An 18,216-nucleotide genomic window follows, 5' to 3' on the forward strand; every position below is an offset into this window, starting at 1 on the left:
CAGACAGTCATGGCACTGATTGCATCGGATCGTCGCACACTCATCGTCGGGCTGGGAGCTACCGGCCTGTCGTGCGTGCGTCATTGCCATGCACTCGGCCGGCAACTGGCCGTGGCGGACAGCCGTGCCCAGCCGCCGGGTCTTGCTGAGGTGCGCGAGCGCTGGCCGGATCTGGAAGTGGTCACCGGCGCCTTTGATCCGGACTGGTTCTGCGGTTTCGATGAACTCATCGTCAGCCCCGGGATCAGCCTGGATGAACCGGCGATCGCGGCGGCCGCCGAGGCGGGTGTGCGGATTTCCGGCGACCTGGACCTGTTCCGGGAAGCCGTGGCGGCACCGGTGGTGGCCATCACGGGCTCCAACGGCAAGAGCACGGTCACCACGCTTCTCGGGCAGATGGCCGCGGAGGCCGGTGTGAACGCCGGTGTGGGAGGCAACCTGGGTACGCCGGCGCTGGATCTGATCGCCCCGGATGTGCCGCTCTATATCCTGGAGGTTTCCAGTTTCCAGCTGGAACGCACCACGGATCTGAAAGCCGAGGTGGCCACGGTCCTCAACGTCAGCGATGACCACATGGACCGCTACCCGGACCGGATGAGCTACTTCCAGGCCAAGCACCGGATCTTCCAGGGCGCACGCAATGCCGTCGTGAACCTGGACGATCCCCTGAGCCAGCCGCTGCTCAACGAGGGCATGGTGCCGCATTTCTTCGGACTCTTCCGGGTGGACCTCGGGGTCTTCAGTACCCGCGAGGACGAAACCGGTCTCTGGCTGACCCATGGTCTGGATAACCTGATGCACGCCAGCGAGCTGGGCGTGGCCGGCATGCACAACATCGCCAATGTGCTGGCGGCGCTGGCGCTGGGCAATGCGGTCGGGCTGCCCATGGACGCCATGCTGGCGGCCGCCCGCCGGTTCCGGGGCCTGCCGCACCGCAGCCAGAGCCTGCGGGAACACAGCGGCGTGCTCTGGGTGAACGATTCCAAGGCCACCAATGTGGGCGCCACACGGGCCGCAATCGAAAGCCTGGCGCCCGCCGAGGGCCAGCTGGTGCTGATTGCTGGCGGTGATGCCAAGGGAGCGGATCTGTCCCCGCTGGTGGAGGCGGTGACCGGGCGGGTCCGCCATCTGGTGCTCATGGGCCAGGATGCGCCGATCCTGGAAGAGGCTCTGGGTAACCTCGTGGCCAGCACGCGTGTCAGCACTATGGAGGAAGCGGTAAAGGTCGCGTCGGACAAGGCTTGCGCCGGGGACCGGGTACTGCTTTCCCCGGCCTGCTCGAGTCTGGATCAGTACAGCAGCTATGAGGCCCGGGGCGATGCTTTCGCCCGGGCTGTGGAGGCGTTATGACGGCGGTTGCGGGGAATATGCCCATCCGCGCGCCGCGGCGGGAACTCACGGCGCTTCTGTTGAGTGCGGGTGTGTTGCTGACGCTGGGCATTGTGATGATTGGATCGGCTTCCATGGATGTGGCGGCACAGAACTATGGCAGTCCGCTGCACTTCGTTCTGCGCCAGAGCGTCTATGTGGTGCTGGGCTGCCTGGCGGGGCTGGTTGCCGCCAACATTCCGCTCGTCTGGTGGCTGCGTGGTGCCTGGCTGTGGCTGGCCGGTGCCTTCCTGCTGCTGATCCTGGTACTGACGCCCCTGGGGGTCACCGTTAATGGCAGCACCCGCTGGATCTCACTGGGTGTCGCGAACTTTCAGGTTTCGGAGGCGGCCAAGTGGCTGCTGGTGGTCTATCTGGCCGGCTACGTGGTCCGGCGTCACGCGGAAGTGGTGGATACCTGGCCCGGGGTGCTCAAGCCGCTGGCCATCCTGGGCGCGGCCAGCGGGCTTCTGCTGGTGCAACCGGATTTCGGTGCCGTGGTGGTGCTGATGGCGGCCGCCTTTGGTGTCATTTTCGTCAGCGGTGTCGGGCTGGGCCGCTTCCTGGTGGTGAGCCTGAGCGGTCTGGCCCTGGGCGCCGCAGCGCTGTTCAGCCAGCCGTACCGGATTGAGCGCCTGGTGGCCTACCTCGATCCCTGGAAGGACCAGTTTAATTCCGGCTACCAGCTGACCCAGGCGCTGATCGCGTTCGGTCGTGGAGAATGGACCGGAACCGGCCTGGGCAACTCGATCCAGAAGCTGTTCTATCTGCCGGAAGCCCATACCGATTTCATCTTTGCCATCGCTGCCGAGGAATTCGGGCTTCTGGGAGCGCTGGGCATACTGCTGACATTCACGGTGCTCGTTCTCACTGGCCTGCGTATTGCCCGCCGGGCCCGGGACGCCGGCATGACGTTCGGCGCCTGTCTGGCCTACGGCCTGACCCTGCTGATCGCGCTCCAGGCCTATATCAATATGGCCGTGAACACCGGGCTTCTGCCCACCAAGGGCCTGACCCTGCCGCTCGTCAGCTATGGCGGCTCCAGCCTGGTGGTGAGCTGCGTCACCATTGGCGTGATCGCGCGGGTCCAGATGGAAGTGGAAGATCAGCTTGCGCAGGAGGGCGATGCATCATGAGCCAGCGTTTCCTGATCATGGCAGGCGGTACCGGCGGGCACGTTTTCCCGGCACTGGCCACTGCGGAAGCTCTCCGGGAAAAGGGCCATGAAGTCGCCTGGCTCGGCTCCAGTGGCGGCATGGAAGCCGATCTGATTGGTGGCAGGGACATCCCCCTGTACCTGATCGAGGTCTCCGGTCTGCGGGGCAAGGGTGGCCTCACGCGTCTGGCGGCACCAGTGAAACTGGTGCGGGCGCTGTGGCAGGCGGTTGCGGTGATCCGCCGCTTCCGCCCGGACTGCGTTCTGGGTATGGGCGGTTTCGCGGCCGGACCGGGTGGTCTGGCGGCCTGGCTGCTGCGCCGGCCGCTGGTGATCCATGAACAGAATGCGGTTGCCGGTATGACCAACCAGTGGCTCTCCCACCTGGCCGAAGTCACCTTGGAGGCGTTTCCCGGTGCCTATGGCAGCAGAACCGTGACCCGCTGCACGGGCAACCCGGTGCGCCAGGACCTGACGGGGCTTCCGGCCCCGGCTGAACGTATCGGGCGCGGGCAACGGCTTAAGCTCCTGGTCCTGGGGGGAAGCCGCGGTGCCCGCGCCATCAATGAAGTGGTGCCGGAGGCGCTGGCGTCGCTGGCAACCGGCGAACAGCCGGAAGTCCGCCATCAGTGCGGCCGGGATCACCTGGACAGCACCCGCAAGGCCTATGCGGACGCGGGTCTGTCGGCGGACGTGGTGCCCTTTATCGGGGATATGGCGGAAGCCTACGGCTGGGCCGACCTGGTGGTCTGCCGGGCGGGCGCCCTGACACTGGCGGAGCTCGCCTGTGTAGGCGTGGGGTCCGTGCTGGTGCCTTTCCCGCATGCGGTGGATGATCATCAGACGGTCAACGCGCGCCATCTCAGCGACGCAGGTGCAGCCCTTCTGATGCCCCAGTCCCAGCTGGATGCGGCGGGTCTGGCGCGGGAAATCCAGCGTCTCGATGACGATCGGGACGCGCTGCGCACCATGGCGGAGCGGGCCCGCGAGCTGGCGGTCCCGGACGCCACCGAACGTGTTGTCAATTACTGTCTGGAGGCGGCTCATGGCCGAGCGTAATACCAGCCCCATGGTCCATGACGTGCCCGAGATGCGGCGTATCCGCGGGATCCACTTTGTGGGTATCGGCGGTTCCGGTATGAGCGGGATCGCGGAAGTGCTCTACAACCAGGGCTATGAGGTGACCGGCTCCGATATCCGTGAAAGTGCCGTGACCCGTCACCTGGGAGAGCTTGGGATCCGTGTGGCCATCGGGCACCGCGGGGAGAACAGTGCCGATGCGGACGTGGTTGTGGTCTCCAGTGCCGTGGATGAATCCAACCCGGAGGTCGTTACGGCCCGGGAAAACCGCGTACCGGTGGTACCCCGTGCGGAGATGCTGGCCGAGATCATGCGTTACCGCCACGGCATTGCGGTGGCCGGTACCCATGGCAAGACCACGACAACCAGCCTGATCGCCTCGATTCTGGGCGAGGGCGGTCTGGACCCGACCTTCGTGATCGGTGGCAAGCTCAACAGCGCCGGTACCAATGCCCAGCTGGGGCGTTCGCGCTACCTGGTGGCCGAGGCCGATGAAAGCGATGCCTCTTTCCTGCATCTGACGCCGGTGATCAGCGTGGTCACCAATATCGATGCGGATCACATGCACACCTATGGCGGTGACTTCGAGAAGCTCAAGCAGACCTTCGTGGAGTTCCTGCACAGCCTGCCGTTCTACGGCGTGGCCATCATGTGCTGTGATGATCCCCGGGTGCGGGAAGTGGCGGAACGCATCTCGCGCGCCGTGATCACTTACGGTTTCAGCGAGGACGCTGACTATCGAGCGGTGGACGTGAACACGGACGGTTTCAGTACCGGTTTCCGTGCGCTGCGTCCCGATGGCTATTCGGACCTGGAAGTGCGCCTGCGCATGCCGGGTCGGCACAACGTCCTCAACGCCATGGCGGCGATTGCCGTGGCCACGGACGAGGGGGTCGGGGACGAGGATATTCTGAGGGCACTGGAGCATTTCTCCGGTGTCGGCCGTCGCTTCCAGGTCTACGGCGACTACCCGGTAGCCGGGGGCGAGGTCACGCTGGTGGACGACTACGGGCACCATCCACGTGAGGTGGAGGCGGTGATCCAGGGTGTGCGCGATGCCTGGCCCGGTCGTCGCCTGGTCATGATCTACCAGCCGCACCGGTTCAGCCGGACCAGTGATCTCTATGACGATTTCGTGCGGGTGCTCTCCAGCGTGGATGTGCTGCTGATGCTGGATGTCTACGCGGCGGGTGAGCAGCCGATCCCCGGCGCGGACAGCCGCAGCCTGTGCCGGAGCATGCGCCAGCGGGGCCAGCTGGATCCGGTGTTCGTGGAGGACACGGATCGGGTCGAGGATCTGCTGGAGAACCTGCTCCAGCCCGGCGATCTGCTTATCACCCAGGGGGCCGGCGACATCGGGGGCCTCTCGGCGCGTCTGGCGTCGAACGGACTGACCGGAAGCGGAGGTGATCATGACGGTCACTGATGAGTTCCGCGTCAGTGCAGAACAGACACAGGCCCTGGGCCGGGTTGCGGTCCTGATGGGTGGCGATTCGGCGGAGCGCAGTGTCTCGCTCAAGAGCGGGCAGGCGGTGACCGACGCCCTGCAGGCGGCGGGCGTGGATGCCCATGCCGTGGATGTGCAGGGTAACGCGATTCTCAAGCTGGCCGCGGAAGGGCAGTTCGACCGGTGTTTCATCGCCCTTCACGGTCGTGGCGGAGAGGACGGCACCCCCCAGGCCATACTGGATCAGGCGGGGGTCCCCTATACCGGCAGTGGGGTTCTGGCCTCGGCGCTGGGGATGGACAAGCTGCGCACCAAGTACGCGTTCGCGGGCGCCGGCCTTCCCACGCCGGCCTTCCGGCTCATGCGCTCGGTCGGGGAGGCAGAGGCCATCCTGGGTGAGCTGCGTGCTCCGCTCGGTGTCAAACCGGCGCGTGAGGGCTCGAGCATCGGTATCGGCAAGGTGGGGACGGTTGCCGAACTGAAGGAGGCCTATATCCAGGCCTGCGAGCTCGACCCCCTGGTGCTGGTGGAGGAATGGATAACAGGCGGCGAGTACACCGTCAGTATTCTGGGCGACCAGGCACTGCCGGTGATCGGGCTGGCCACCGACCACACCTTCTACGATTTCGAGGCCAAGTACCTCTCGGACGATACCCATTACATGCTGCCCAGTGGCCTTGACAGCGCCCACGAGCAGCGTATCCGGGAGCTGTCGCTCGAGGCCTTCCGGGTCATTGATGGCTGCGGCTGGGGCCGGATGGATGTGATGCAGGACGCCGCCGGCGATTTCTGGCTTCTGGAGGTGAACACCATTCCCGGCATGACCGACCACAGCCTGGTGCCTATGGCCGCTGAGGCGGCCGGCATCGGGTTCCGGGAACTCTGTGTCCGGATCCTGGAACAGACACTGGAGGTGCGGGCATGAACGGGCTTCTGTCGCCACTGCGGATCCGGGATACACGCGCCAAGACTGCGCGCCAGCGTGGCGCCAGTCCCATGGTGGAGGATCCCTCCGCGTTGCGCCTGGCGCTGCGCATGGCGGCTGGTGCTGTACGGCGAGTGCCCTGGAGTCAGGTCTTGCTCGGTCTGGTGGTGGCGGTTACCGCCGCGATGCTGCCCTGGGCTATTGGACAGGGGGTCCAGTTCCTCGATCAGGACTTCAACCGCGTCCAGGTGCAGGGCGAGCTGACGCGGGTAACGGAGCCGGCGCTGCAGAATCATCTGGAGCCGTTCATCGGGACGAGCTATTTCGCCACCGACCTGTCCCGGGTGAAGGCCCAGCTCGAGATGCTGCCCTGGGTTGAGAGTGCGGCCGTTGGGCGCGAATGGCCCGGCACCCTGACGGTCAGTGTGCGTGAGCATGAACCCGTGGCGCTGTGGAACGGGCAGGCGCTGATCAGCGGCGAGGGTACGGTATTCCGGCCTGCGGCGCCGGCGGCCCTGGACCTGCCCCGGCTCAATGGACCGGCGGGGCGTGCGGACGAGGTGCTGGAGCGGGCCCGGGCCTTCCGCGGTGAGCTGGCTGCGCTGGGGCTGGGGCTTGAAAGCGTCAGCCTGGAGCCCAGGGGCGCCTGGACGCTGCTTCTGGACAACGGCATAAGCGTCTCACTGGGCCGGGACCGGGTTCGGGAGCGCTTTGAACGGTTCATGACGGTTTACGAATCCCGGCTGTCGCCTGTGGCGGCGGATATCACCGGGGTGGATGCGCGCTATGGCAACGGGGTTGCTGTGCGCTGGAGAGATTCTTGAATCACGGGACTCAGATTATGTCATCGGCAGACACAGAGAACATGATCGTCGGGCTTGATATCGGCACCTCCAAGGTGGTGGCGCTGGTCGGCAAGCAGAATCCGGACGGTTCCATCGAGGTTGCCGGCATTGGCTCGCATCCGTCGCGCGGCCTCAAGCGCGGGGTGGTGGTCAATATCGAGACCACTGTCCAGGCGATCCAGCGTGCGGTTGAGGAAGCGGAGCTGATGGCCGGCTGCCGGATCCATTCCGTGTATGCCGGTATCGCCGGGAGCCACATCCGCAGCATGAACTCCCATGGCATTGTCGCCATCCGTGACCGCGAAGTGACCCAGGCCGATATCGACCGGGTCATTGATGCCGCCCAGGCGGTGGCGATCCCGGCGGACCAGAAGGTGCTGCACATCCTGCCCCAGGAGTTCGTGATCGATAACCAGGAGGGCATCAAGGAGCCCCTGGGCATGTCGGGCGTGCGGCTTGAGGCCAAGGTCCACCTGGTGACCTGCGCGGTGAACGCGGTCCAGAACATCGACAAGTGTGTGCGTCGCTGCGGCCTGGATGTGGACGACATCATCCTGGAGCAGCTGGCATCGAGCTATTCGGTGCTGACGGACGACGAACGCGAGCTGGGCGTGTGCATGGTGGACATCGGCGGTGGCACCACCGACATCGCCATCTTCACCGGCGGGGCCATCCGGCATACGGCGGTGATCCCCATTGCCGGCGACCAGGTGACCAATGACATCGCCATGGCACTGCGCACGCCCACGCAGAACGCCGAAGAGATCAAGACCCGTTACGCCTGCGCCCTGACGCAGCTGGCCGGCGCCGAGGAAACCATCAAGGTACCCGGCGTTGGTGACCGTGCGCCCCGGGATCTGTCCCGGGCAGCGCTGGCGGAGGTGGTCGAGCCCCGTTATGAGGAGCTCTTCACCCTGGTCCAGTCCGAGCTGCGGCGCAGCGGGTTCGAGGATCTGATTCCGGCGGGAATCGTGGTGACCGGCGGCTCTTCCATGATGGAAGGCGCGGTCGAACTGGCGGAAGAGATTTTTCATGCGCCCGTGCGCCTGGCGATACCGTCGGGCGTGACGGGCATGAGCGATGTGATCGGCACCCCGGTGTACGCCACTGGCGCGGGGCTGCTGATGTACGGCTTCCGGCAGGCGGAGAAGGGACGCGGGGGCGGTCCCTCTCCGGCTGCGGGAGATTCACTCCTGGCACGGATCAAGCAGTGGTTCACCGGGAATTTCTGAATCGGTTTTCAATGAATCCAAATAAAGCGGCACAAGCCGCTGGATAGAAGGAAGGAGAAGGGGAATGTTTGAACTGGTAGACAACGTAGAGCAGAGCGCAGTGATCAAGGTTGTCGGTGTTGGCGGGGGTGGCGGCAACGCCGTCCGCCATATGCTGTCAAGCGAGGTCGAGGGCGTTGAGTTCCTGTGCGCCAACACGGATGCCCAGGCACTGAAGGATCTGGACAGCAAGTCCCTGATCCAGCTGGGTGGCAATATCACCAAGGGCCTGGGCGCCGGGGCGAACCCGGAGATCGGGCGGCAGTCCGCGATGGAGGACCGCGACCGCATCGCCGAAGCCCTGAAGGGTTCGGACATGGTTTTCATCACTGCCGGCATGGGTGGCGGCACCGGCACAGGGGCTGCGCCCATCGTGGCCGAGGTGGCCCGCGAGATGGGCATCCTGACCGTGGCTGTGGTCACCAAGCCGTTCGGCTTCGAGGGCGGCAAACGCATGAAAGTGGCCGATGCTGGCCTCAAGGCGCTTGAGGATACCGTGGATTCGCTGATCACGATCCCCAATGAGAAACTGCTGACGGTGATGGGCAAGAACACCAGCCTGCTGGATGCCTTCGCCTCGGCCAACGACGTGCTGCTGGGTGCCGTTCAGGGCATCGCCGATCTGATCACCCGCAACGGCATGATCAATGTCGACTTTGCGGACGTGAAGACGGTCATGTCAGAGATGGGCAACGCCATGATGGGCACTGCCCGGGCCACTGGTGACGAACGTGCCCGCGAGGCGGCCGAGGGTGCCATCCGCAGCCCGCTGCTGGACGACATCAACCTGCAGGGCGCACGTGGCATCCTGGTGAACATCACGGCTGGCATGGACCTGAACCTCGGCGAGTTCAGCGAGGTCGGTGACATCGTGCGCGAATTCGCCTCCGAATCCGCTACCGTTGTGGTCGGTACGGTGATCGATCCGGAAATGGAGAACGAGTTGAAGGTGACCGTGGTCGCAACCGGGCTCAATGCCGAAGGGGATTCGCCGCAGAAGGTGGTGGACAATACCCGCAGCATGGACGGCAAGACCGACTACAACCAGCTGGATCGCCCGGCGGTACTGCGCCGGCGTGCAGTGGCCAGCGAGGGGAATGCGGCCGTGGATCAGGACAGCCAGGGTGAGCAGGATACCAATGTCGACTACCTCGACATCCCGGCATTCCTGCGTCGACAGGCGGACTGAAAGCCGTGGGGATCCCGGGGCATTGTGCGTCACTGAAGCCAATGTCTCGGTTTTCCACAGACTGTACAAATGGCGTCCAGACACGCCATCTGTTACAGTATGCGCAAAATTACGGCTTCCAGTTTAAGCCGTTTCCATGACGGAACAATGACATCATGATCAGACAACGCACCCTGAAGAACACCATCAGAGCCACCGGCGTCGGGCTCCATTCCGGCGAGAAAGTGTTTCTGACACTGAAACCGGCGCCGGTGGATACGGGCATCGTATTCCGGCGTGTGGATCTGGATCCGGTCGTGGAGGTGGAAGCGAGGGCCGAATACGTCGGCGAGACCATGCTTTCCACCACCCTGGTTAAGGATGGGGTCCGTGTTGCGACAGTGGAGCACCTGATGTCGGCTATGGCCGGTCTGGGGCTCGATAACTGCTATGTGGAGCTGAGTGCGGCGGAAGTGCCGATCATGGACGGCAGCGCGGGGCCCTTTGTGTTCCTGCTGCAGTCCGCTGGCATCGCCGAGCAGGAAGCGCCCAAGAAGTTCACCCGCATCAAGCGTGAGATCACCGTTGAGGAAGAAGGCAAGTGGGCTACGTTCACGCCTTTCGACGGTTTCAAGGTGAGCTTCACCATTGAGTTCAATCACCCGGTGTTCGAAGGCCGTAACCAGAATGCCACGGTTGATTTCTCAAGCACGTCCTTCGTCAAGGAAGTGAGCAGGGCGCGGACCTTTGGCTTCATGCGCGACATCGAAGCACTGCGTTCCATGAATCTGGCTCTCGGTGGCAGTGTGGATAACGCCATCGTGGTGGATGACTACCGCATCCTGAACGAGGACGGTCTGCGCTACGACGATGAGTTCGTCCGTCACAAGATGCTCGATGCTATTGGGGACCTCTATCTGATGGGCAGCAGTCTGATCGGTGAGTTCCGAGGCTTCAAATCGGGCCACGACCTGAACAACAAGCTTCTCCGCAAGCTCATTGCGGAAGAGGATGCGTGGGAAGTCGTGACCTTCGACGATGAGGCCAAAGCTCCTATCTCCTACTTCAAGCCGAGTCTGGCCGCAACGGGCTGATCCGGCTACTGGCCCTTCCGGGCATGCGAGGACAGGCGTCTCAGTACCCCGCTGAGGCCGCTGTCCTCCGTTTCCTCCGCTACTTCCCTGAGCAACTCGGCATTCTCCGCCGTCATTTCCGGTCGTTCCCTTGCCGTTCGCGGGCGTGGGTCATGCCAGGGCTGGACCCGTGCGCGGACACGCCAGACCTGACTGAAGCGCTCATCCTGCCGCAGGTTCTGGACAATGCGTCGCTGCTGGAAACGGACCTGGCTGGCGCGGGTACTGTCTGGGACCAGAAGTGTCAGTTCACCATTGGCATAGCCACCGAAACGGCAGCATTCGGCCAGGTTACCGGGCAGTGCTTCGAGGATGACGGTTTCTACACGCCGGTGCTGTTCGGCCTGTCTGAGAAGCCGGCTGAGCGGGCCTTCCGAGCCACTGTCGAGGGGGTGAGAGGGACGGTTTTCCCGGGGCATCAGCGCTACCTGCAGAGGGGTAATACCTTAAAATTGTAACGGAACCTTTCCGTGACCTGTCTCACAGTTAAGATTCCGTTAGACTCTCACTTGGAGTATGCTCGGCATCCGTCCTACGATCAATGACCGGTCGGGGATGCTGCAGGGTCTCAGAACACAGAGTCGCAAGACAGAGAGTTCGGTTGAACCTATGAACATACTTTTTGTAGGCCGCCATCACGGCAGAGCCCGGGTATTTTCCCCGGGGCGCAGTACGCTGTTCGCAGCGGGTGCCAGCCTGGCACTGATGATGGCCGGGGCTGGCTGGGGTGGTTACCAGCTGGCGGTCCAGTCCGGCGCCACGGGCACCGTTGCGGAAAGTCACATGGTCGAGCGCTGGAAAGAGCGGCTGGACGAGACCCATGCGGAACTGGACCGGATCGAGTCCAGAGCCGAGAGCGAGATCTCAGCGCTGACACGGCGTGTAGGGGAGCTGCAGGCCCGCGTCCTGCGGGTGGATGCCCTGGGTCAGAACCTGATGGCGTCCGCGGATCTTTCCGGCGAGGAATTCGACTTTGAGTCCCGCCCTGCGATGGGGGGACCGGAACCCGAAATGGCGGGCGAAAGCCAGACCACCACGGCGCTTGAACACCAGATCAGCGCCCTTGAAAGCCGACTGAGCTCCCGCGAGAAGCAGCTGACACTCCTGGACCGGTTGATTGCCAATCGCGAGCTCAAGAGTCAGCGTGAAGTGGACGGCAGGCCGGTGACCTGGGGGTGGACCTCATCACCCTATGGTTATCGTACCGATCCCTTCAATGGCCGTCGGGCCTGGCACACCGGGGTGGATATTGCCGGCCGTGAAGGCGGGGATGTCATCTCGGTCGGGGCCGGTGTTGTGACAGAGGCCCACAAGAAGGGGGGCTACGGTTACATCGTTGAGATCGACCATGGTGACGGTTATCAGACCCGTTATGCCCATGCCAAGAAGCTGCTGGTCGAAAAAGGCGACATCGTCGAGAAGGGCCAGAAAATCGCCCTGATGGGATCAACGGGCCGCTCCACCGGACCGCATGTGCATTTCGAGGTGGTTAAGGACGGTACCCGAAAGAACCCCACGGACTTCATGTGACTCCCCTGGCCGGGCCATCCCCGGCCACTGCTTTTCCCTCCGAGTTAATTGGCGTTAGAATGCAGTGCCTTATTGTGTTCGACAGCGCCGACTCCATCTGTTCCGCCCTGTCCCTTTCGCGGCGCCCGTCCAGGCAGGGCTTATAGGGAAACGAATCAGGATTATGTTCTCACAGCTGGCCACCCGTCTTTTCGGAAGTAAGAACGCCCGTGAAATCAAGCGCATGCAGAAGCTGGTTGATCAGATCAACCAGTTCAGCGAGAGCCTCGGGTCGCTCTCGGATGAGGCGCTCAAAGCCAAGACCGGTGAACTCCGGGAGAAGCTCGGCAATGGCGCCGAACTGGAGGACATACTGCCGGAAGCGTTTGCGGTGGTGCGCGAGGCCAGTGACCGGGTTCTCGGCCTTCGCCATTTCGATGTCCAGTTGATCGGGGGCATCACTCTGCACGAGGGGCGCATTGCGGAAATGCGTACCGGTGAGGGCAAGACGCTGGTGGCGACCCTACCCATCTACCTCAACGCACTGACTGGTAACGGTGTTCACCTGGTCACCGTGAACGACTATCTGGCCCGGCGTGACGCGGCCTGGATGGGCCATCTGTACAACTTCCTCGGGCTGAGTGTGGGCGTGATCAACTCCGGACAGCCCTCGGAGGACAAACGCGCCGCCTATGCCTGTGATGTCATCTACGGCACCAACAACGAGTTCGGCTTCGACTACCTGCGCGACAACATGGCGTTCAGCCTGGAGGACAAGGTCCAGCGTGGGCTCCATTACGCCATTGTGGACGAAGTGGACTCCATCCTGATCGACGAGGCCCGTACGCCGTTGATCATTTCCGGCGCGGCGGAAAGCGACACGGACATCTACCGCCGGGTGAACGAACTGGTCCCCCACCTCGAGAAATCCTCCGAGGATGCCGAGGAGGAGCCGGACGGCGACTTCACCATTGATGAGAAATCCCGTTCCGTGGAACTGACGGAGAAGGGCCACGAGAAAGTGGAAGCCCTGCTGCGCGAGGCCGGGCTGCTGGAGGAGGATTCCAGCCTCTATTCGGCGGCCAACCTGAGCCTGCTGCATCACATCCACTCCGGGCTGCGGGCCCACCACCTGTTCCACCGCAATGTGGATTACATCATCAGTGAAGGGCAGGTGGTCATCGTGGACGAGCATACTGGCCGCACCATGCCCGGCCGGCGCTGGAGTGAGGGGCTCCACCAGGCGGTGGAAGCCAAGGAAGGCGTCGAGATCAAGGCCGAGAGCCAGACGCTGGCCTCGACCACCTTCCAGAATTTCTTCCGTCTCTACGACAAGCTGGCCGGCATGACTGGTACGGCGGATACAGAGGCGTTCGAATTCAACCAGATCTACGGCCTGGATGTGGTCTGCATCCCCACCAACAAGCCGGTCAACCGCACGGACTACAATGACCTGATCTATCTGACCAAGGAAGAGAAATACCAGGCGATCATTGATGAAATCCGGGATGAGGTCTCAGCCGGGCGCCCGGTGCTCGTGGGTACGGCCTCCATCGACACCTCCGAGGTGATGTCGAAGCTGCTGAATGAGGCGGGTATCCCCCATAACGTGCTCAACGCCAAGCAGCACGAAAAAGAGGCCCATGTCATCGCCCAGGCGGGTAAGCCCGGCACCGTCACCATTGCCACCAACATGGCGGGCCGTGGTACCGACATTGTGCTGGGTGGCAACCTGGACGCGGAACTGGCCGATCTCGGCGAGAACACCTCCGAGGCTGATATCGAGGCCCTGAAACAGGACTGGCAGCGGCGCCATGATGCCGTGGTGGAGGCCGGTGGTCTGCACATCATCGGTACCGAGCGCCATGAGTCCCGCCGGATCGACAACCAGCTGCGTGGCCGTGCCGGTCGCCAGGGCGATCCGGGCTCTTCCCGGTTCTTCCTCTCCCTGGAGGACGACCTGATGCGTATCTTCGCGCCGGATCGGGTCAAGAACCTGATGCAGGCACTGGGCATGCAGAAGGGCGAGGCCATCGAGCATCGCATGGTCACCAACTCCATTGAGAAGGCCCAGCGTAAGGTCGAAGGGCGCAACTTTGACGTGCGCAAGCAGCTGCTGGAATACGACGACGTGGCCAACGACCAGCGCCGCGTGGTCTATGAGCAGCGTAATGAGGTGATGGAATCCGAGGACATCTCCGGGCTCATCCAGCAGGTACGCGAGGATGTGGTCGACTCGGTCATCAGCCAGCACATCCCGCCCCAGAGCATGCCCGAGCAGTGGGATATTCCCGGCCTGGAGCAGCAGCTTGAGAGCGAACTGGGCCTGCAGCTGCCGGTACGCGACTGGCTTGAGGAAGAAGGCATGTACGAGGAGAAGCTGCGCCAGCGGATCCTCGAAGAGCACATCCGTGTCTATCAGGAGAAGGAAGAGGTGGTCGGCGCTGAGACCATGCGCCGGTTCGAGAAGCAGGTGTTCCTGCAGACGCTGGATACCCTCTGGAAGGAGCATCTGGCCAACATGGACCATCTGCGCCGGGGCATCCATCTGCGTGGTTACGCGCAGCGCAATCCCAAGCAGGAGTACAAGCGCGAGGCGTTCAACCTCTTCCAGAACATGCTGGAGTCCATCAAGTTTGACGTCGTGCGGGTGATCTCACGCGTGCGCGTCCAGCGTCAGGAAGAGCTGGATGAGATGGAGCGCAAGCGGCGTGAGGAGCTGCAGCAGGAACTGGCGCGGGCGCAGGCCCGTCATGACGAGGCCAGCGGCCAGGCCGCCGCCCGCGCGGATGATGGCGAGGGTGGTGACGGCCAGGGTGACAGTGATGAGGACAGTGCCGGCGTTGGCCAGCAGCCGTTCGTTCGCGATAACCGCAAGATCGGCCGTAATGAGCCCTGCTTCTGCGGCTCCGGCAAGAAATACAAGCACTGTCACGGCAAGGCGGAATAAGCGTTATGGCGGTCAATCCCGCACCTCTTCCTGAATTCCACGCGGTGCCGGGCGTGCGCCTGGGCACCGCGGATGCGGCCATCAAGAAATCCGGCAGTGACGACCTGGTGCTGATGGAACTGGCTGAGGGCAGCGCCGCTGGTGCCGTCTTCACCCGCAATGCGTTCCGCGCGGCGCCGGTGCTCGTGGCTGAGCAGGCGCTGGCGGCGGGCCGGCCCCGCTATCTGCTGATCAACACTGGCAACGCCAATGCGGGCACCGGTGAGCAGGGCCTCTCGGATGCCCGTGCCTGCTGTCGGGCGGTGGCGGAAGCCGCGGGGGTCGGCGCGGAGCAGGTCCTGCCGTTCTCAACCGGCGTAATCGGCGAACCACTGCCGTTGGCGCGCATGCTGGAGGCCATCCCGAATGCGGTGACGGACCTGGACCCCAACGGCTGGGCGAAAGCGGCACCTGCCATCATGACCACGGACACGCTGCCCAAGGGGGCAACCCGCCGGGTGATGATTGGCGGTAATCCAGTGCATATCTCCGGCATCAGCAAGGGTGCCGGTATGATCCGCCCCAACATGGCCACCATGCTCGCCTTCGTTACCACGGACGCCGCGATTCCGGCGGACGTACTCAGGCCGCTGGTGCGTGAGCTGGCGGACGCCAGCTTCAACCGCATCACCATTGACGGTGACACCTCCACGAACGACGCCTGCCTGCTGGCAGCGACCGGTCAGAGCCCCGCCGAGGTTGTGGATTCCCGGGGACAGGTGGTGCCGGAACTGCGCGAGGCGCTGGCGTCCGTGTTCCTGGAGCTTTCCCATGCCATTGTGCGGGATGCGGAAGGCGCGACCCGGTTCGTGACCGTGGAGGTTGGCGAGGCCGCCGATGCCGATGAGGCCTGCCGTGTGGCTTTCGCCGTGGCCGAGTCGCCGCTGGTCAAAACGGCGCTCTACGCAGCCGACCCCAACTGGGGCCGGATACTTGCGGCCGTGGGGCGTGCGGGCATCGAGAACCTCGCCATCGATGGCGTCTCAATCCATCTCGATGATGTCTGCATCGTCCGCCACGGTGGGCGGGCCCCGGAGTACACCGAGGCGGCCGGCCAGGCCGTGATGGACCAGCAGGAGCTGACCATCCGCATTGACCTGGGGCGTGGCAGCGCACTGGAACGGGTCTGGACCTGCGATTTCTCCCATGAGTACGTCACCATCAACGCCGAATACCGGACCTGAGAGTGTGAAAACGGTTCACGTTGCTGTGGCAGCTGTCTCTCGCCATGAGGGTGGGCGCGAGCAGGTGCTCGTGGCACAGCGTCATGCGCACCAGCATCAGGGCGGCCTTCTGGAGTTCCCCGGCGGCAAGGTTGAGCCCGGCGAGTCCGCTGAGGCAGCGCTTGTGCGTGAACTCGATGAGGAGGTCGGGCTCCGGGTGCCGGAAAGCGGCCTGGGCTTTGAATTGAGCCTGACCCACGACTATGGCGACCGCCGTGTCCAGCTGGATCTCTACCGCGCCACCGGATTCTCGGGAGAACCCCAGGGTCGGGAAGACCAGCCGCTGATGTGGCTCGATGTGGCCACCCTGGATCCAGGTGACTTTCCCGCCGCCAACCGCCGCATGATCCAGGTGCTGGCGCTGCCGGCACGCACGCTGGTTACCGGTGCCGGCGTGACGGCGGATGAACTCGCAGACCGGCTTCGGGGCTGGGCGGGCAGCCAGTGCCTGCTGCGCTGCCCGGAGCTCGATGATGCGGCGTATCAGGGGCTGGCTTCCGCCTGTGTGCCAGTGGCCCGAAACGCGGGCTGTGCGCTGGTGCTTCACGGCGCACCGGAACGTCTCGCGGCGGTTCCCGATGCCAACGGTCTGCACCTGCCCTGGCGGGAGGCACGTGCTCTCATGGAGCGCCCTGTCAGCAGGGCGTACCGCCTTGGGGTGTCCTGTCACGATCGCGCCAGCCTGGAGCACGCACAGAGGCTGGGCGCGGACTATGCCTTTCTCTCGCCGGTCAGACCCACGGCCAGCCACCCCGATCGCCCGCCACTGGGCTGGGACGGTTTCGAGGCGCTGGTGACGGGTCTGGATCTTCCGGTCTATGCACTGGGCGGGGTTGGTGGCGATGATGTGGCGCAGAGCCGCCGGCATGGCGGCTGTGGAATTGCCGGTATCGGCTTCTGGTGGCATTGAAGGAGGAATGAATGAGCGGTCTCAGTCATGTGGACGAAACCGGGGCGGCCAATATGGTCGATGTCGGGGACAAGGCGGTGACCCAGCGCGAGGCGAGAGCGGGGGGCATGATCCGGATGCAGGCGGAAACCCTGGACATGATCCTGGCGGGCGAACACCCCAAGGGGGATGTGCTGGCTACCGCGCGGATCGCCGGCATCATGGCGGCCAAACGCACCCATGAGCTGATTCCCCTGTGCCATTCGCTGAACCTGAGTTCGGTCAAGGTCTGGCTCACGCCCCGGGAGAATCGTGATGGCATCGACATTGAAAGCCGGTGTCGCCTCAACGCCGCAACCGGCGTGGAAATGGAGGCGCTCACTGCTGTATCGGTGGCGGCACTGACGCTCTATGACATGTGCAAGGCGGTGGACCGTGGCATGGTCATGGACGGTATCCGGCTGCTGGAAAAACAGGGCGGTCAGTCCGGTCACTGGCAGGCACCGGAGGAAGGCGGGGCCTGACCCCGTTCAGCGGCGCTGCGCCTTCTGTTAAACTGCCGCCTCTTTTCATCCTGAGAGGATCGCCCGTGGTCGTCCGATTCATCGAGAGCTGTCGCCTCCCCACGCCTTTCGGTGTGTTCGATATGCATGGGTTTGAGGAAATCGACACCGGCCAGGAGCATGTGGCGCTCAGTCTGGGCGAGGTCTCGGACGGCCGGCCCGTGCTGGGGCGCACCCATTCCGAATGCCTCACCGGTGATGCCCTCTACAGCATGCGCTGCGACTGCGGCTACCAGCTGGAAGAGGCCCTGCGCAGCATCGCCATCGAGGGGCGTGGGGTGCTGCTCTACCTGCGCCAGGAAGGTCGGGGCATCGGGCTTCTGAACAAGATCCGGGCCTACCGGCTGCAGGATGAGGGAGCGGACACGGTGGAGGCGAATGAGCGCCTTGGCTTCGCTGCGGATCTTCGGGATTACAGTATGTGCCTGGACATGCTCGAACATCTGGGCATCAAGCAGCTGCGGCTGATGACCAATAACCCGGTCAAGGTGGATTCGCTCCGGGATCTGGGCGTGGACGTGGTTGAACGGGTGCCGCTGGAGGTGGGCCGCAATCCCCACAATGAGTCCTATCTGAACACCAAGCGCTCACGCATGGGGCACTGGTTCCATACCCACCAGGACGACGATCCGCCGCCCTCACAGGAGTGA

The 18,216-nt window shown here is 63.9% G+C and carries 16 protein-coding genes; 15 read left to right on the plus strand and 1 reads right to left on the minus strand.

The features are described from left to right. The first annotated feature begins 9 nt into the window (after positions 1 to 9). The 9 genes from murD to lpxC all read left to right on the plus strand — a co-directional run bounded on the left by murD (position 10) and on the right by lpxC (position 10,354). Entirely contained in the window at positions 10 to 1,350 is a 1,341-nt protein-coding gene (gene murD, locus F3089_RS10795) for a UDP-N-acetylmuramoyl-L-alanine--D-glutamate ligase (protein WP_151440821.1), read from the plus strand. Next, positions 1,347 to 2,504 carry a putative lipid II flippase FtsW gene (ftsW, locus tag F3089_RS10800; RefSeq protein WP_151440822.1) on the plus strand — a complete coding sequence of 386 codons (1,158 nt, stop codon included), beginning with the start codon at positions 1,347 to 1,349 and terminating at the stop codon, positions 2,502 to 2,504. The genes murD and ftsW overlap by 4 nt, the downstream gene beginning before the upstream one ends. Continuing rightward, complete coding sequence (gene murG, locus F3089_RS10805) at positions 2,501 to 3,583, plus strand: undecaprenyldiphospho-muramoylpentapeptide beta-N-acetylglucosaminyltransferase (protein ID WP_151440823.1); 1,083 nt, start codon at positions 2,501 to 2,503, stop codon at positions 3,581 to 3,583. Before ftsW ends, murG begins: the two co-directional genes overlap by 4 nt. Beyond that, complete coding sequence (gene murC / locus F3089_RS10810; RefSeq protein ID WP_151440824.1) at positions 3,570 to 5,030, plus strand: UDP-N-acetylmuramate--L-alanine ligase; 1,461 nt, start codon at positions 3,570 to 3,572, stop codon at positions 5,028 to 5,030. The genes murG and murC overlap by 14 nt, the downstream gene beginning before the upstream one ends. Next, positions 5,017 to 5,976, plus strand: coding sequence for a D-alanine--D-alanine ligase (locus tag F3089_RS10815; RefSeq protein WP_151440825.1), 960 nt, complete (start codon positions 5,017 to 5,019; stop codon positions 5,974 to 5,976). Before murC ends, F3089_RS10815 begins: the two co-directional genes overlap by 14 nt. Beyond that, positions 5,973 to 6,800 (plus strand): cell division protein FtsQ/DivIB, encoded by an 828-nt coding sequence (locus F3089_RS10820; RefSeq protein WP_151440826.1) that lies wholly within the window; start codon positions 5,973 to 5,975, stop codon positions 6,798 to 6,800. The genes F3089_RS10815 and F3089_RS10820 overlap by 4 nt, the downstream gene beginning before the upstream one ends. A gap of 17 nt (positions 6,801 to 6,817) precedes the next feature. Then, a complete protein-coding gene (gene ftsA / locus F3089_RS10825; protein WP_077528658.1) occupies positions 6,818 to 8,053 on the plus strand; it encodes a cell division protein FtsA in 1,236 nt (411 codons plus the stop codon). A gap of 64 nt (positions 8,054 to 8,117) precedes the next feature. After that, positions 8,118 to 9,281 carry a cell division protein FtsZ gene (ftsZ, locus tag F3089_RS10830; protein WP_095618004.1) on the plus strand — a complete coding sequence of 388 codons (1,164 nt, stop codon included), beginning with the start codon at positions 8,118 to 8,120 and terminating at the stop codon, positions 9,279 to 9,281. Positions 9,282 to 9,436: 155 nt separating this feature from the next. Beyond that, positions 9,437 to 10,354, plus strand: coding sequence for a UDP-3-O-acyl-N-acetylglucosamine deacetylase (gene lpxC, locus F3089_RS10835; RefSeq protein WP_095618003.1), 918 nt, complete (start codon positions 9,437 to 9,439; stop codon positions 10,352 to 10,354). A 5-nt stretch (positions 10,355 to 10,359) separates the two neighbouring features. Here the strand turns inward: lpxC and F3089_RS10840 are convergent, their stop codons facing one another. Further along, positions 10,360 to 10,812, minus strand: coding sequence for a DciA family protein (locus tag F3089_RS10840; protein ID WP_151440827.1), 453 nt, complete (start codon positions 10,810 to 10,812; stop codon positions 10,360 to 10,362). A 190-nt stretch (positions 10,813 to 11,002) separates the two neighbouring features. Between F3089_RS10840 and F3089_RS10845 the strand changes: the two genes are divergently transcribed. From F3089_RS10845 to ribA, 6 genes are all read left to right on the plus strand, one after another. Beyond that, entirely contained in the window at positions 11,003 to 11,923 is a 921-nt protein-coding gene (locus F3089_RS10845; RefSeq protein WP_151440828.1) for a M23 family metallopeptidase, read from the plus strand. 163 nt (positions 11,924 to 12,086) lie between these two features. After that, positions 12,087 to 14,852 (plus strand): preprotein translocase subunit SecA, encoded by a 2,766-nt coding sequence (gene secA, locus F3089_RS10850; RefSeq protein ID WP_151440829.1) that lies wholly within the window; start codon positions 12,087 to 12,089, stop codon positions 14,850 to 14,852. A gap of 5 nt (positions 14,853 to 14,857) precedes the next feature. Then, positions 14,858 to 16,075 carry a bifunctional glutamate N-acetyltransferase/amino-acid acetyltransferase ArgJ gene (gene argJ / locus F3089_RS10855; RefSeq protein ID WP_151440830.1) on the plus strand — a complete coding sequence of 406 codons (1,218 nt, stop codon included), beginning with the start codon at positions 14,858 to 14,860 and terminating at the stop codon, positions 16,073 to 16,075. Positions 16,076 to 16,079: 4 nt separating this feature from the next. After that, positions 16,080 to 17,024 (plus strand): Nudix family hydrolase, encoded by a 945-nt coding sequence (locus tag F3089_RS10860; RefSeq protein ID WP_225741737.1) that lies wholly within the window; start codon positions 16,080 to 16,082, stop codon positions 17,022 to 17,024. Positions 17,025 to 17,035: 11 nt separating this feature from the next. Next, positions 17,036 to 17,527: a cyclic pyranopterin monophosphate synthase MoaC gene (moaC, locus tag F3089_RS10865; RefSeq protein ID WP_151440832.1), complete on the plus strand. Its 492-nt coding sequence runs from the start codon at positions 17,036 to 17,038 to the stop codon at positions 17,525 to 17,527. Positions 17,528 to 17,592: 65 nt separating this feature from the next. Further along, positions 17,593 to 18,216 (plus strand): GTP cyclohydrolase II, encoded by a 624-nt coding sequence (ribA, locus tag F3089_RS10870; RefSeq protein ID WP_151440833.1) that lies wholly within the window; start codon positions 17,593 to 17,595, stop codon positions 18,214 to 18,216.

The organism is Halospina sp. K52047b (genome assembly GCF_008709855.1).
Classification (GTDB): domain Bacteria; phylum Pseudomonadota; class Gammaproteobacteria; order Pseudomonadales; family Oleiphilaceae; genus Halospina; species Halospina utahensis_B.